The organism is Hymenobacter puniceus (assembly GCF_014333525.1).
Lineage (GTDB): Bacteria > Bacteroidota > Bacteroidia > Cytophagales > Hymenobacteraceae > Hymenobacter.
Window position 1 is genome coordinate 349942 of record NZ_JACSCX010000003.1, and the last position, 13585, is coordinate 363526.

A 13585-nucleotide genomic window follows, 5' to 3' on the forward strand; every position below is an offset into this window, starting at 1 on the left:
TAGCTTGAAGAGACGCAATAGGATTGGTTTCACTTAACCCTGCACGCGCATGGAAGCACACCTAGAGCAGATTCGGGAACAGCAGAAAGACACCTGGAATCGGTTTTCGGCAGGTTGGCGAAAGTGGGACAACTTCACCATGGACTGGCTGCGGCCCATGGGTGAGGAGATAGTCACCTGCCTGCGCCTGCACGATACGGATGTGGTGCTGGACGTGGCCGCCGGCACTGGCGAGCCTGGCCTGACGATGGCACCGCTGGTTCCGCATGGCAAAGTGGTTATCACCGATCTGGCCGAGCAGATGCTGGCCGTGGCCCGCGACAACGCTGCTCGCAAAGGCATCCGCAACTACGAAACTGTTGCCTGCGACGTGTGCGAGCTGCCTTTCGACGATGAAACGTTCGATGCCGTGAGCTGTCGGTTTGGCTTTATGTTTTTCCCTGACATGGCCTTGGCCGCGCAGGAGATGGTGCGGGTGCTGAAGCCGGGCGGGCGAATAGCCACCGCAGTGTGGGGCACGCCCGATAAAAATGCCTGGATTACGACCATTATGGGCACCATCAGCCAGCACATGCAGCTGGCCCCACCCGCCCCGGGTGCCCCAGGCATGTTCCGCTGCGCCGCCACCGGCACCATGGCCGACTTGTTCCGGCAAGCCGGCCTGCGCAACGTCACGGAAAAGACAATCACCGGCCAGCTGAATTGCGGCTCCAACGACAACTATTGGAATTTCATGAACGACGTAGCCGCTCCGGTAGTGGGGGCTATGAGCAAAGCCGACGCTGACACCTGCCAGCGGATTAAAGCCGATGTTTTTGCGCTGGTCGATCAGAAATATCCCGGCAAGCAAGCGGCTCTGGACTATGGGGCGCTGGTAGTATGCGGCGAGAAACAACCATAGTTCAGGCAAAGCGCCTGCACGTTGCACTGAGTGTGGCTGCAGTAAGTATACGTTCAGCTTAAGTTCGGTACTCGGCGGTGGTTGTGGATCCGCTAAAGATGGCGCGGTCCATAAGCAAGCCCTGAATAGGGAGACTAAGGAGTGATATAATATGTCTATGCCAACAAATAATTTAAATATTTAAATACATTAGTGGCTTGACATAAGTTGAGTGTCACCTGTCTACCGTTTTTTATGAAAGTACGCATACACGTTTATCTACTGGGATTGGCCTTTCTGGTTGGCGTTCAGGCACAAGCCCAGAAGCTTGATGCTAAAAAGAGGCTCGCCGGCTTCGACAAAACCGTGAACCAGCTCTTGAAAGACTGGAATGTGCCTGGTTGCGGCGTGGCCGTAGTCGTGAAAAACAAGCTGGTGTTTGCCCAGGGCTACGGATACCGTAATCTGGAGAAAAAGCAGCCCGTGACGGCCAGCACCCTGTTCCCGATTGCCTCGAATACCAAACTCTTCACGGCCAGCGCCGTGGGCTTGCTGGTAGAAGAAGGCAAGCTGGATTGGGACCAGCCAATCAAGAAGTATGTGCCCCAGATTCAATTCTACAACAACGAGTTGACTTTCAGCGTGACCATCCGCGACATGCTCTCGCACCGCACCGGCCTCTCCCGCCACGACAACAGCTGGTACAACTCTGATTTCAGCCGCCAGGAACTGTTTGACCGCATCAGGTTTCTGGAGCCCAGCCAGCCGCTGCGCCAGGGCTACCTCTACAACAACCTCATGTACGCCGCCGCCGGGCACATTGTGGAGCAGCTTTCTGGCCAAACCTGGGGAAACTACATCCAAGCGAAGTTCCTTCAGCCACTGGGCATGACCCGGACTGGTTTCTCCACGGAAACCATGCAGCAGCAGCCGGATTTTCTCACCGTTTACTATGAAAAGCGTGACACCACCACGCTGGCACCGTTTCCGTTCTATACCCGTCAGCAGGGAGTAGGCCCGGCCGGCGCTATCGTGTCCGACCTCAACGACATGTCGAAGTGGCTGATTGCGCAGATGAACGGCGGCAAATTTGAAGGCAAGGTGGTGATACCGAAAGCAGTTATCCGGGCCACCATGCAGCCAGCCGCGCTGTCAGCCGGCGTTTCCGACAAGTATTTTGAGAACGTAAATGCCATGTACGGCATGGGGCGCTACACCTCCAGCTACAAAGGTCACTACCTCACCTACCACGGGGGCTCCATCGGCGGGGTGTACTCGCAGGTGGCCTTTTTCCCGGCCGACAGCGTGGGCGTGATTGTGTTTATGAACGGCGCCCACGCCCGCCCCATGCTGGAAGTATTGGTAAATAGCATCTACGACCGGATGCTGGACCTACCCGCCACGGCTTGGAACGAGCGTAGCCTGAAAAATTACCGCCTCAATAAGGCCACGGCCCGCGCCGCCCGCCGCAAACCCGCCACCGACCGGGTGGCCGGCACCAAGCCCTCGCACCCGCTCGCCGACTACGTGGGCCGCACGAAGACCCCGCCTATGGCGTGCTGCAAATCAGCCAGGAAGGCGCTGACCAACTACGCTTCTCCTACAACAACATGAGCTTACCACTCACGCACTACCATTACGACCGGTTCATGTCGGCCGACGACGAAATACTCGGTACCTCGTCGTTCACCTTCGGCGCCGATGCGCAGGGCGACATCCGGGAGGCGCGCATCAGCATGGACGAAAAGGAAGTGGTATTTGTCAAGAAAGGTGATGCCCGGCTGCTGGATGCGGCTTTTCTGCAGACCCTGGCCGGCGCCTACGAGTTGAACGGCTCTACCATGAACGTGGTGTTTGCCAACAAGGAGCTGACGCTGGGCACAGCACCGGTACAACATCTGGTGGCCTATAAAAACAACAGCTTCCGCATCAAGGAATTCACTGATGTACTCGTGCAGTTCACCCTCGATTCCCAGGGTGCCCCGACGGGTTTCAACGTGGTGTCTGATGGCCGAACAATTCCCTACACCCGCAAAAAGTAAGCACTATCTGGTACCTGCCACGCGCCGGGCAGCAACACGCAGCAACGCAAAAGCCCCCGCAGCAACTAGGCTGCGGGGGCTTTTGCGTTGGAAAAGCGCGCCTGATTTACTTCCGACGCGCCATTACCTTCTCCACAGCACGCACAATGGCGGCTTCGTTGAGCTCGTACTTCTCCATTAGCTGGTCGGGCGTGCCCGATTCCCCGAACGAGTCGTTCACGGCTACCATTTCCAGCGGCAGCGGCTCCTCGCGGGCCAGCAACTGGGCAACGGAGTCGCCGAGGCCGCCGTTCATCTGGTGTTCCTCAGCCGTCACCACGCAGCGCGTCTTGCGCGCCGACTCCAGAATCAGCTGCGCATCCAGTGGCTTGATGGTGTGGATGTTGATGATTTCAGCGTTGATGCCTTTTTCGGCCAGCAGCTTGCCCGCCAAAATGGCCTTCCACACCAAGTGGCCGGTGGCGAAGATGCTTACGTCGGCGCCTTCATTCAGTACGATGCCTTTGCCAATTTCAAACTCCTGGTCGGCCGGCGTGAAGTTGGGCACCACGGGGCGGCCGAAACGCAGATACACCGGGCCTTCGTGCTCGGCAATGGCCAGCGTGGCGGCTTTGGTCTGGTTGTAGTCACAGGGGTTGATGACGGTCATGTGGGGCAGCATTTTCATCAGCCCGATGTCTTCCAGAATCTGGTGCGTGGCACCGTCTTCGCCCAGCGTGAGGCCAGCGTGCGAAGCGCAGATCTTCACATTCTTGCCCGAGTAGGCAATGCTCTGCCGGATCTGGTCGTAGACGCGGCCAGTGCTGAAGTTGGCGAAGGTGCCCGTGAACGGGATTTTACCGCCAATGGTAAGGCCGGCGGCCAGCCCCATCATGTTGGCTTCGGCAATGCCCACCTGGAAAAACCGCTCAGGGAAATCCTTCACGAAGGCGTCCATCTTGAGCGAGCCAATCAGGTCAGCGCACAGCGCTACCACGTTGGGGTTGGTTTTGCCCAACTCGTGCAGGCCGGCCCCAAAGCCGCTGCGGGTATCTTTCGATTCGGTGTAGGGGAAATCTTTCATGGGTTGGATATTGGGGACTAAGGGTCTTGGGTTTTATGTGAGAGGAAAGGCCAGCCGCTCGCGCCACTGCAACCCGTCGGGCAGCTCCGCGGCGCTGAATTCCAGGTGAATCACGCGGCGCGGATGGTTGCTGGTGCTGCGGTTGGAGGCGTGCAGTGTGAGCGGCTTCATCAGCATCAGGCCGCCGGCCGGCACGGCGCACGTTAGGGCCTGCGGTGTGAAAGTAGGGTGCTGGTCGTTGGGGATGACGCCGTGGCGGTGCGAGCCGGGCACCACCCGCAGCGCGCCGTTGCTGGCGTCGCAATCATCCAGGTGCAGGCGCACCGTCACGATGCTCTCCAGGATTTCGCGGGGCGACAATACGGTGGTTTCGCCGGTTTTGCCGCTCCAGGGTCCGTAGCCGGATAGTTCTACCCGGTCAGTTACGGCCACCATTACATCCTGGTGCCAGGCTACCAGCCAGTTGGAGCCGGCCGGCTTATCGAAGTAGATGGCCTTTACTAGGTGCGGCGTTTGAGCGGGAAACAGCGCCGCCAGCACTTCCCGAAACCGGGGCGTCAGGAGCTGCTCCCGCAACTGCGGCAACTCCTGCAGCAAATTCCGGATGGCAAACACGTCCTGGCTGCGCCGGAAGCGGGGCGAGGTGGTATCGGCCGTGGCTATGGTGCACAGCAAAGCCGCCGTTTGGAGTGGAGTGAAAACGTTGGGCAGGATGGCGTAGCCGTCGGCGCGGAGCTGCGCGGCGGCTGTACATTCATCACCAACCTGTTGATAACGCTTCGTTTCTGTGCTGGATGCAAAGTGGTTGGCCCGCGGTAGAGATGCTTCGGTTTCGGTTGCGCCTTCACTCAGCATGATGTTGTGATGGTTATCGTTCCTCACCGGCCAAAGATGCTAACCGAGCTGGTCTGGCCCGAGCGGATGGTGAAGTTGCGCACGTCGGTGAACTGGCTGCCGGTAGCGGTTTTCGTGCGGAATATCAGGCGGTAGGCGCCCGGCTGCATCGGCACGTTCACTTTGCTGCTGCCACCGTCGGGCAGGTTGTAGAGCCAGGTTTGAGTTTCGTCGTCGTTGAGGCGGTAGAGGCTGCCGTAGCCTTTCAAATCCGACACAATGTTGAGGATGCCCGGCGCCGGGTACGTAATAACGGTTTCCTGGCCTTGCTTGATGCTGATGCGGCGCACCTGCCGGGGTAGCGTCAGCAGCTCCACTTCGTAGTTGCCGGCCAGCAGCTTCTGCCGCGCCCCAAAGGGCAGTGCCAGCAGCGTGTTGTCGTTTCCGGCCGCCCGGATGACGGCCTGTACTGTTCCATAGGGGTTGGGCGTGACGCTCGGGTTCTGCAGCCAGAGCGTGCCCTGCGGGGTTTTGTAGGTCAGCACATTGGCCCGGCCGGGCCGGATCTGCAGGTTTTCCTGTCGCACCGGCGGCACCGTGTTTATTACTAGGTCGTAGCTCTGCAGCGCGTCGATGTCGAGGGCGTCGGGCTGGCCTTTGGCGTCGCGGTAGTGCACGTAGTTGTATTCCGGCAGGCCCGTGACGTTGTTGAGAAACGTCAGATTCACGTTGGACTCCACGCCCCGGCCGGCTTCGTCGGTGAGGTTGATGGCCACGGTGGTTTTGGCTAGCGTCTGCGCTACTACATCGTTGAGGATGGTCCGGAACGTCTTCACGTCGGCGGCATTGTAGTACTGCCCCAAGCATTCCAGCTGCTTGCCAAACTCCCGCTCGGCCCCGATGCCAATCACGAAGGGCTTGAGAAACACCCGCTTCCGCTGCAGCGCCAGCGAGGTAGCGCACGGGTCGCCCTTGCACGACTCTAGCCCGTCGGTAATCAGAATCAGCACGTTGCGGGCCGTTTTGTCGGTCGGGAAGTCACCGGCCGACTGCAGCAGCGAGAAGGTGATGGGCGTGTTGCCGCGCGGCTCAATGGTCTTGAGCTTGGCCTTGATGGCCCCCGCGTTTTTGGGCGCGAAGGCCACCTCCAGCTTGGAATCCTCGCAGTTGTTTTCCGACTTGTCGTGCAGGTGGCCGTAGGCGCGCAAGCCCAGTTCTAGGTTAGGATAGGCATTCAGCGAATCGACCATGCGGGCCAGCAGGCCCTTGGCCACGTCCATGCGCGCCCGCCCTTCCCACGGCGCCAGCATCGAGCCCGAGGCATCCAGCAGAAACAGAATGCGTGTGACGCGGGGCTTGGCCGGCGGCGCGTTCTGGGCACGTAGCTCCGTCCCCGGCCAAGTGGCCAAGCTCACAAGCACGCATACAAAAACGGCCAGGCGGCGCATAAGGGGGGAAACAGCAGCCCCCCACGAAACGCGGGGAAGCCAAGTGTTACGGGCACGGCAACGACAGCAGCAAGCTGCCACGAAGCCTATATCATCAACGCTCAACAGAAGGCTGCCTGTATAAAAGGCTTCCGCTGACGGAGTCAAGCCACAAATCAAACTTGCGGTTTGATCAGCGACATCACCTTTTTATCAGCAACATCTGCGGTTTAGTAGTCGCCGGCTTCTTCTACCAGCAGTTGCTGCAGTGCCTTTTCCAGCTGCTCATCGTTCGGCGCCACGCCGTGCCACTTGTGCGAGCCCATCATGAAGTCCACGCCGAAACCCATCTGGGTATCCATGAGTACCATAACGGGGCGGCCCTGGCCGAGCAGGCCCTGGGCCTCCTCGATGCTGGCCAGCAGCGTGGTCAGGTCGTTGCCGTTGGTTTCTAATACTTGCCAGTTGAAGCTCTCGAACTTGGCGCGCAAGTCGCCGAGGCCGCCGATTTTGTCGGTAGGGCCGTCGATCTGCTGGCCGTTGCGGTCCACGAAGGCAATTAGGTTATCGACTTTGTGGTGTGGCGCGTAGAGGGCCGCTTCCCAGATCTGGCCTTCCTGCAGCTCGCCGTCGCCCATGAGCACGAACACCGTGTGGTCGTCGCCGTTGAGCTTTTTGGCCTGGGCCGCGCCCGTCGCCACGCTCAGGCCCTGGCCCAAGGAGCCCGACGCAATGCGGACACCGGGCAGGTGCTCGTGGGTGGCGGGGTGGCCCTGCAGCCGCGAGTTGAGCTTGCGGAACGTAGCCAGCTCGCTCACCGGGAAGTAGCCTGAGCGGGCCAGCACCGAGTAGAATACCGGCGAGATGTGGCCGTTGGACAGGAAAAACAGGTCCTGGCCGGTGCCGTTCATGTCGAAGGGCTGGGGCGTGTGCTTCATCACCTTGAAGTACAGGGCCACCAGCAGGTCAGTGCAGCCCAGCGAGCCGCCGGGGTGGCCGGAGTTCACGGCGTGCACCATGCGCACAATGTCGCGGCGCACCTGCGCGGCAATTTGCTGCAGCTCGGCTACCGACTTGGTGGCTTCGGGGGCGTGGGTTTCGGAAGAAGCGGCGAAGGAAGAAGCGTCGTGCGACATGAATTCTATGAAGTTGAGGGAAAGCAAAGGTAGGAACTTGGGCGAGGCGCGCGAAAAAAAGCCCCGCCAAACTGGCGGGGCGACGAAAGCCTACAGCAGCTGGGCTGCGTGGTTTTTGGTATCGACTTTGGTGATGACCTTCTCGATACGGCCGTCGGCGTCAATCAGGAAGGTGTAGCGCATGGTGCCCATGTACTTGCGGCCGTACATCGACTTCTCCTGCCATACGCCGTAGGCTTCCACCATCTTTTTGTCTTCGTCCACGAGCAGCGGAAACGGCAGGTCGAACTTGTCGGCGAACTTCTTGTGTGACTTCTCGCTGTCGATGCTCACGCCCAGCACCTGAATGCCGGCTGCCTGCAGGCTCTGGTAGTTGTCGCGCAGGTCGCAGGCCTGGGCGGTGCAGCCGCTGGTGTCGTCTTTGGGATAGAAGTAGAGGGCCACTTTGCGGCCCGCATAGTCCTGGAGGCGGTGCAGGGTGCCGTGTTGGTCGGGCGCTTCAAACGCCGGGGCGGACTCGCCGGTCTGGGGAATAGGCATAGAATGGGGGTTTGCGGCAAAGATAGCGCGAAGTACTGCGCCGTGAAATCCGTAATCAGGGCTTGCCGGCAATGGGCTGGGGCGTAAACAGCATCTTGTCGGTATCGAAGCCCAGCTCCCGGGCTTTGGCCAGATACTGGTCGCGCAGGGTACGCTCCATGTGCGGGGTGCGGCTCAGCAGCCACAGGTTCTGGCGGTCGGGGCCGCCCGCCACCAGGGCGTGGCGGTAGTCGGAGTGGTCGAGGGCGATAATCCAGTAGTCGCCTTCAAACGGCCAGAAAAAGCTCACTTTCAGCTTGGCGTTGGTGGTGGTATCTACCACGCGGGCCGTGCCCGTTACGGTTTCCACCGGACCGTTGATACCTTCTTTATGACAGGTGTTGCGCACGTTCACCTTGCCGTCGGGCCGCAGCGAGTACTCGGCCGTTACGTGCTGGCAGCCTTTCTCGAAGCGCGTCGGCAGCCGGGCCACCTCGTACCACAGCCCCATGTACTGATGCAGGTTGACGTGGGGCACGGTAGGCAGATTGGGGTGCAGCTTGCGGCGGGCGAAGGCGTAGGCGGCCACACCGGTAGCTACGGCCGCGGCCACGGAGGCCACCAGCACCGGCTTGCGGCGCTTCAGAATATTTGCCATTTTGAAACAAGCGTAAAGTGTAAGCCAAATATACGCGCCAAAGTGCGGGTACAGGAACTGAGTGGCAACGTAGCGGCGGAAGAGGCGTCTGTACTGAAAACCAGTGGCTGAAGTATGCTCGCGGATACAAAGGCCTGTATCAGCGCCTTCGTACGGTTGCGGCCGCACGGGCTCGAAAAAATAATTGGCTTTGCCCAGGTGATACTTGCCCGGTAACAGGATTACTAAGTGAAACCTGCTTATATGCTCCTCATGCAACCTGCTACCACCCAGCCAACCGCCACCGGCGCCGACCTGCGCGAAGCCTTGCTCGCCGACCGGGCAAACTCGCTTACGCAGCTTTACCGGTACGCTTTTCCGGCAGTGCAAGCCTTTGTGCTGCGGCACAACGGTACTGCTGCCGAGGCCAAAGATGTATTCCAGGATGCGGTGGTGATTCTCTACGAAAAAGCCGTGGCCGGCACACTGCACCTGACGGCGGCACCTGCCACGTATCTGCAGGCTGTGGCCCGCAACCAGTGGCGGCAGGAACTGGCGCGCCGGCAGCGCCGCCCGCACACCCGCCTCAATGCCAACCATCTGGAGCTGCCCGCCGACGAGCCCGAAATACTGCCCGCCGTCGTGCCGGTGCTGGACTACCTGGAGCGCCTGAGCGACAAGTGCCGCAACATTCTGCTCTCCTTCTACTACTTCCGGCAGCCGCTGGAGCAGATTGCGGCCACTCACACTTACCGCTCCGTGCGCTCGGCTACAGTGCAGAAGTTCAAATGCCTGGAGCGCCTGCGCAATGTTGCGCGCCAAGCGTTGCGCTAGCCAACCTACTCCTCCCACGCCTCCATCAACTCATAGCCCACACCCATGCGGCCCGAACTTGAACGTCTGCAGCACATCGAATCCTACCTACTGGCGCCTGGCTCCGCGCCCGATGCAACGCTGTGGGCTGCGCGGCAGCTCCTGGACCCCGCGTTGCGTCTGGATATGGATACGCAGCAACTGGTGTACCGGGGGCTACAGATAGCCGGAAGAAAGCAGCTGCTAAAGGAGTTAAGTAGCATTCATGCAGCCCTTTATGGCGGTGTCCGGCCGCCCCGGCGTTGGCTGCAGCATGCCACAGCAGCCCTGCAGCAGCTGCGCCGCCAACTTGGCCGTCGCAACTGACGGTCCTTGCATTTGCTTGTGAACTACTGCCGCCCCATGCTGGGGCGGGCGGTACACGCTTGCGTACTTTTACCCCAATATCATGCTCAATACTCAGCAATTCAGACGTTTCGCCGTGCGTGGCCAGGGCCTCAACAGCCTGCACCTCGACCAGTATCTGCACCACCTTGAAGGTGTGGCCCGTCCTTTTGTCACCAACATGACCCGCTCAGTAATAGAGGAGCGCCCCACGCGCTTTGCGGAAATTGATGTGTTTTCACGTTTGATTATGGACCGGATAATCTTCCTCGGCACAGCAGTCGACGACCAGATTGCCAACATCATCAACGCTCAACTGCTGTTTCTGGAGTCGGCTGATGCCAAAAAGGATATTCTGCTCTATATCAACTCGCCGGGAGGCTCCGTGTATGCCGGTTTTGGGCTGTACGACACGATGCAATACGTGGGCCCGGATGTGGCTACCATCTGCACAGGTCTGGCGGCTTCCATGGGCGCGTTTCTGCTGGCCGGCGGCGCAATCGGCAAACGTTCGGCTCTGCCGCACGCACGCATCATGATTCATCAGCCCAGCGGTGGCGCCCAGGGGCCCTCCGCCGACATTGAAATATCGGCCCGCGAAATCCTGAAGCTTCGCCGCGAGCTGTACGACATCTACGCCGAGCGCACAGGCAAAACCTACCAGCAGATCCACGACGACTCCGACCGGGACTATTGGCTGCGCGCCGACGAGGCCAAGGAATACGGCCTGATTGACGAAGTGCTGGAGCGGAAGTGGGACGGTTTATAGTCATTGCGAGGAGGCACGACGACGCAATCCTTTCTCTAAAAGATATGAACCTGAAGTAAGCAAAAAGCCCTCCGGCACTAGGTAAGTAACCTACTGCCGGAGGGCTTTGCTGTTAGGGAAGTGTCTGCCACGAGAGGAAGGATTGTGTCGCGCTGCTCGCAATGACATCCCTGCTCTACAGCACCACGTTCAGCACCTTCTCGTTGCCGGCCTGGTCGGTGAGGCGGAGCGTGGCGGGGCCACGTAGCGGTGGGCCCAGCGTGTCAGAGCGTTCCGAGAAAAGCGTGGCGTTTTTGTGCTCGAAGCGCAGCAGATGAAACTGCCCGTTCACTTCCAGGCGGTAGCTGGCCAATCCCGACAGGTCGTCGCCGACCTTGAACACCACGCCGCCGGCGCCTTTGCTGAGCAGGCGTCCCGAAGGCGGAATCGTATCGGTAAGAATTCGGAAGCGGCCGAAGGTTTTGATGGGCACCGAAACGGCCGTGCCGTCCGTATTCCATTTGCCGCCTACGTAGCCTTTGCCGCCGTTCGGGGCCACGCTGTAGATGGCGGTGCGGCGCAGGTCGGTGGCCGGCGTAGTGGGCTTGAGGGTGAGGCGCAGGGTTTCGTAGAGTGGCGTGCGGGGCAGGTGCACCGTCCAGAGGCCGGCGGCGTAGCTGGTTTGCACGTACAGCGTGTCAAACAGCGTTTTGGGCATGAAACCCAGCTGCAGGGCGCTGGTAGAGAAGGCGAAATCCTGGCCCGACGGAATGCTGGCCTGCCTATCAAAGCGCCGCGTGACACCCTGGAAGCTCAATGAGTCCGGCAGGCCGGCGCGCAAATCGTAGAGGTAGGTGTTTTCGCTTTGCACCGTGTAGCTGGGCCGCAGCGTGAGGCGGCGGTTGCCTTTGTACAGCGTCAGCGGCCCGCCCACGGCGGCCGTGTCGGGGTCGGCGGCGGTGGCCACCAGCAGGTTGCGGCTGATGTCGAAACGGAGTGCGGGCTTTTTCACTTGCGCCGAGCGGGTTTTGTAGTACGCCGGCTGCTCGCCGCGCAGCACAAAGCGCAGCGGCGTGCGGTTGCCGTAGGAGTCGGCCAGCATGATTTCCACCGCGTAGAGCTTGCCGGCTTCCACGCGCAGCTTGCCTTTGGCGGCGCCGGTGGTGTACATGCTCAGGTCGTTGCCGTCGTCCACGAACAGGCGCTCCATCTGCCGGCCCTGGGTGGCGCGCCACTCATAGTCCACGTGCCGGTTGATCTGGCGCGAGCCTTCCGGAAACGGAATGTCGTCTACCACGTGCGAGTAGAGCGGCTGGCCATTCACGCGCACATCCACACGCTGCAGGCCGTTCTTGTTCCATACGCCGTCGAACCTATCGAAGCCCTGCACCAGCAGCCCCACCTGCCCGAAAGCCGGAATGGTATCGGTCCACACATAGCCGCCGCCGTTGGGCAGCATCGGCGCCTTCGGCACGAATACGCTTTTGCCGAAGCGCCCCTGCACGCGGGCCTCAATACCCAGCGCCTCCACGGCAAACGCCTGCAGCTGCGGCGCCACGTGGTCCTGGATTTCCGGGAAGCCACCAAACTGCAAGGGGTTCAGCTGGTGGTCGTTGGCGGTGCGTACTTCCCAGTGCAGGTGCGGCCCCGCCGAACCACCCGTGTTGCCCGACAGTGCTACCACCTCGCCGCGCTTCACCGGAAACTGCGTCTTGTCGAAAAACAGCTCTAGTTCGTAGGTCTGCTTTTCATACTGGCGGCGCAGCAGCTCGGCCGCTACCGGCCCTTTGAAATGGTTGAGGTGGCCATAGACGGTAACCAAGCCGTTGGGGTGCGTGATGTAGAGCACGTTGCCGTAGCCGTAGCTGCTTTGCTTCATGCGCGAGATGTAGCCGTCGGCAGCGGCGTACACGGGCAGATCCACGCGGCCGTCGGTCTTGATGTCGAGGCCGCCGTGAAAGTGATTGGGGCGCAGCTCGCCCATGCTGCCGGCCAGGTAGTTCTGCACGCCCGGCTTGATGGGAAACAGGAAGTAGCCATCCGCCACCGCCGGCCGTCGGCCGCTAGCAGTGGCAGCCGCCACCGGTTTCGGCGCCGACGAATCGGGCGCCTGCCCCTCGCAGGACATGGGCGCCCAGGTGAGCAGCAGCGGCAGCGCCGCCAAACTCAGCAGCCGGCGCGAAGAGCTGGTAAACAACGAATTGGGCATTCAAAAAAGGAAAGTCAACAGGAGAATAAGAGCGCCGAGGTGATGGTGAATAGCGGAACGTCATGCTGAGCTTGCCGAAGCATCTCTGCCGCTTCTTTGTAATGCCATTCAGACAAAAGCGGTAGAGATGCTTCGGCAAGCTCAGATGACGGTTACCGCTATTCTGCCGCCTCACCGCTCCGCTACTTCACGGCCAGGTTCAGCAGCTGCTGATCTTCGAGGTAGCCGGTGAGCTGGTCGCCGGGCCGCACGGGGCCTACGCCGCTGGGCGTGCCTGTGAAAATCAGGTCGCCCATTTTCAGGGTGATGAACTGGGAGATATAACTGATGATCTTATTGAAATCGTGCAGCATCAGGCTGGAGTTGCCCTGCTGGCGCACTTCGCCATTTACTTCCAGCCGGAAGTTGATGTTTTTCAGATCCGGAAAATCTGCCACCGGCTTGAACTCCTGCGAAATCGGGGCCGAGCCATCGAAGCCTTTGGCCAGTTCCCAGGGCAGCCCCTTGGACTTGAGCTTGCTTTGTAGGTCGCGGGCCGTGAAGTCGATGCCCAGCCCGATGGCGTCGAAGTAGGTGGGCGCAAACTTCTCCTCGATGTTCTTGCCGTTTTTGCAGATACGCAGCACCAGCTCTATTTCGTGGTGAATATCCTGGGAGAAGTCGGGCACGAAGAACGGCTGGTTGCGCTGCAGCAGCGCTGTGTCGGGCTTGGCGAAAATGACGGGCGCGTCGGGAGTGTCGTTCTGAAGTTCGGCAATATGGTCGGCGTAATTACGGCCGATGCAGAGGATTTTCATAGCGTGAAAGCAGAGGAAGGAAAAAGCAGGCCGCAGTGGTTTGCCCGCAGAAAAATTGGATGTGCGAACAGAAGCAACCAACGTAAGCAGCTACCT

The 13585-nt window shown here is 60.3% G+C and carries 14 protein-coding genes; 6 read left to right on the forward strand and 8 right to left on the reverse strand.

All coding sequences use genetic code 11. From position 1 onward, the window contains the following. The first annotated feature begins 49 nt into the window (after positions 1-49). The 3 genes from H8B14_RS10195 (at position 50) to H8B14_RS10205 (ending at position 2922) form a co-directional block, all read left to right on the forward strand. Entirely contained in the window at positions 50-901 is an 852-nt protein-coding gene (locus H8B14_RS10195; protein ID WP_187315532.1) for a class I SAM-dependent methyltransferase, read from the forward strand. A gap of 234 nt (positions 902-1135) precedes the next feature. Further along, on the forward strand, positions 1136-2494 hold the full coding sequence (locus H8B14_RS10200) for a serine hydrolase domain-containing protein (RefSeq protein WP_187315533.1): 1359 nt from the start codon (positions 1136-1138) through the stop codon (positions 2492-2494). Further along, positions 2491-2922, forward strand: coding sequence for a hypothetical protein (locus H8B14_RS10205; RefSeq protein WP_187315534.1), 432 nt, complete (start codon positions 2491-2493; stop codon positions 2920-2922). Before H8B14_RS10200 ends, H8B14_RS10205 begins: the two co-directional genes overlap by 4 nt. Before the next feature lie 106 nt (positions 2923-3028). On the opposite strand, the gene H8B14_RS10210 is transcribed toward H8B14_RS10205, so the two are convergent. From H8B14_RS10210 to H8B14_RS10235, 6 genes are all read right to left on the reverse strand, one after another. Next, positions 3029-3985, reverse strand: coding sequence for a transketolase family protein (locus H8B14_RS10210; RefSeq protein WP_187315535.1), 957 nt, complete (start codon positions 3983-3985; stop codon positions 3029-3031). A gap of 33 nt (positions 3986-4018) precedes the next feature. Further along, positions 4019-4867: a phytanoyl-CoA dioxygenase family protein gene (locus H8B14_RS10215; protein WP_187315536.1), complete on the reverse strand. Its 849-nt coding sequence runs from the start codon at positions 4865-4867 to the stop codon at positions 4019-4021. Continuing rightward, positions 4864-6267 carry a vWA domain-containing protein gene (locus tag H8B14_RS10220; RefSeq protein WP_187315537.1) on the reverse strand — a complete coding sequence of 468 codons (1404 nt, stop codon included), beginning with the start codon at positions 6265-6267 and terminating at the stop codon, positions 4864-4866. Before H8B14_RS10220 ends, H8B14_RS10215 begins: the two co-directional genes overlap by 4 nt. 209 nt (positions 6268-6476) lie before the next feature. Then, a complete protein-coding gene (locus H8B14_RS10225) occupies positions 6477-7382 on the reverse strand; it encodes a transketolase (protein WP_187315538.1) in 906 nt (301 codons plus the stop codon). Between the two features lie 90 nt (positions 7383-7472). Beyond that, positions 7473-7922: a thioredoxin-dependent thiol peroxidase gene (bcp, locus tag H8B14_RS10230; protein ID WP_187315539.1), complete on the reverse strand. Its 450-nt coding sequence runs from the start codon at positions 7920-7922 to the stop codon at positions 7473-7475. Positions 7923-7977: 55 nt separating this feature from the next. After that, complete coding sequence (locus tag H8B14_RS10235; RefSeq protein ID WP_187315540.1) at positions 7978-8559, reverse strand: lipocalin family protein; 582 nt, start codon at positions 8557-8559, stop codon at positions 7978-7980. Between the two features lie 243 nt (positions 8560-8802). Here H8B14_RS10235 and H8B14_RS10240 point away from each other — a divergent pair, with 243 nt between their 5' ends. The 3 genes from H8B14_RS10240 (at position 8803) to H8B14_RS10250 (ending at position 10504) form a co-directional block, all read left to right on the forward strand. Beyond that, complete coding sequence (locus tag H8B14_RS10240; RefSeq protein ID WP_261989961.1) at positions 8803-9372, forward strand: RNA polymerase sigma factor; 570 nt, start codon at positions 8803-8805, stop codon at positions 9370-9372. 45 nt (positions 9373-9417) lie between these two features. Beyond that, positions 9418-9717, forward strand: coding sequence for a hypothetical protein (locus tag H8B14_RS10245; protein ID WP_187315541.1), 300 nt, complete (start codon positions 9418-9420; stop codon positions 9715-9717). Between the two features lie 82 nt (positions 9718-9799). After that, the gene (locus tag H8B14_RS10250) at positions 9800-10504 is read left to right on the forward strand and encodes an ATP-dependent Clp protease proteolytic subunit (protein WP_187315542.1); all 705 of its coding nucleotides are present in this window, start codon (positions 9800-9802) and stop codon (positions 10502-10504) included. A gap of 175 nt (positions 10505-10679) precedes the next feature. Here the strand turns inward: H8B14_RS10250 and H8B14_RS10255 are convergent, their stop codons facing one another. Both H8B14_RS10255 and H8B14_RS10260 read right to left on the reverse strand, forming a co-directional pair. After that, the gene (locus H8B14_RS10255) at positions 10680-12692 is read right to left on the reverse strand and encodes a M23 family metallopeptidase (protein WP_187315543.1); all 2013 of its coding nucleotides are present in this window, start codon (positions 12690-12692) and stop codon (positions 10680-10682) included. A gap of 182 nt (positions 12693-12874) precedes the next feature. Next, positions 12875-13489: a fumarylacetoacetate hydrolase family protein gene (locus H8B14_RS10260; protein ID WP_187315544.1), complete on the reverse strand. Its 615-nt coding sequence runs from the start codon at positions 13487-13489 to the stop codon at positions 12875-12877. Between the last annotated feature and the right edge of the window lie 96 nt (positions 13490-13585).

Coding starts and splice junctions, on each gene's coding strand:
- H8B14_RS10195 (WP_187315532.1), top strand. CDS start 50: ATGGAAGCACACCTAGAGCAGATTCGGGAACAGCAGAAAGACACCTGG.
- H8B14_RS10200 (WP_187315533.1), top strand. CDS start 1,136: ATGAAAGTACGCATACACGTTTATCTACTGGGATTGGCCTTTCTGGTT.
- H8B14_RS10205 (WP_187315534.1), top strand. CDS start 2,491: ATGAGCTTACCACTCACGCACTACCATTACGACCGGTTCATGTCGGCC.
- H8B14_RS10210 (WP_187315535.1), bottom strand. CDS start 3,985: ATGAAAGATTTCCCCTACACCGAATCGAAAGATACCCGCAGCGGCTTT.
- H8B14_RS10220 (WP_187315537.1), bottom strand. CDS start 6,267: ATGCGCCGCCTGGCCGTTTTTGTATGCGTGCTTGTGAGCTTGGCCACT.
- H8B14_RS10225 (WP_187315538.1), bottom strand. CDS start 7,382: ATGTCGCACGACGCTTCTTCCTTCGCCGCTTCTTCCGAAACCCACGCC.
- bcp (WP_187315539.1), bottom strand. CDS start 7,922: ATGCCTATTCCCCAGACCGGCGAGTCCGCCCCGGCGTTTGAAGCGCCC.
- H8B14_RS10235 (WP_187315540.1), bottom strand. CDS start 8,559: ATGGCAAATATTCTGAAGCGCCGCAAGCCGGTGCTGGTGGCCTCCGTG.
- H8B14_RS10240 (WP_261989961.1), top strand. CDS start 8,803: ATGCTCCTCATGCAACCTGCTACCACCCAGCCAACCGCCACCGGCGCC.
- H8B14_RS10245 (WP_187315541.1), top strand. CDS start 9,418: ATGCGGCCCGAACTTGAACGTCTGCAGCACATCGAATCCTACCTACTG.
- H8B14_RS10250 (WP_187315542.1), top strand. CDS start 9,800: ATGCTCAATACTCAGCAATTCAGACGTTTCGCCGTGCGTGGCCAGGGC.
- H8B14_RS10255 (WP_187315543.1), bottom strand. CDS start 12,692: ATGCCCAATTCGTTGTTTACCAGCTCTTCGCGCCGGCTGCTGAGTTTG.
- H8B14_RS10260 (WP_187315544.1), bottom strand. CDS start 13,489: ATGAAAATCCTCTGCATCGGCCGTAATTACGCCGACCATATTGCCGAA.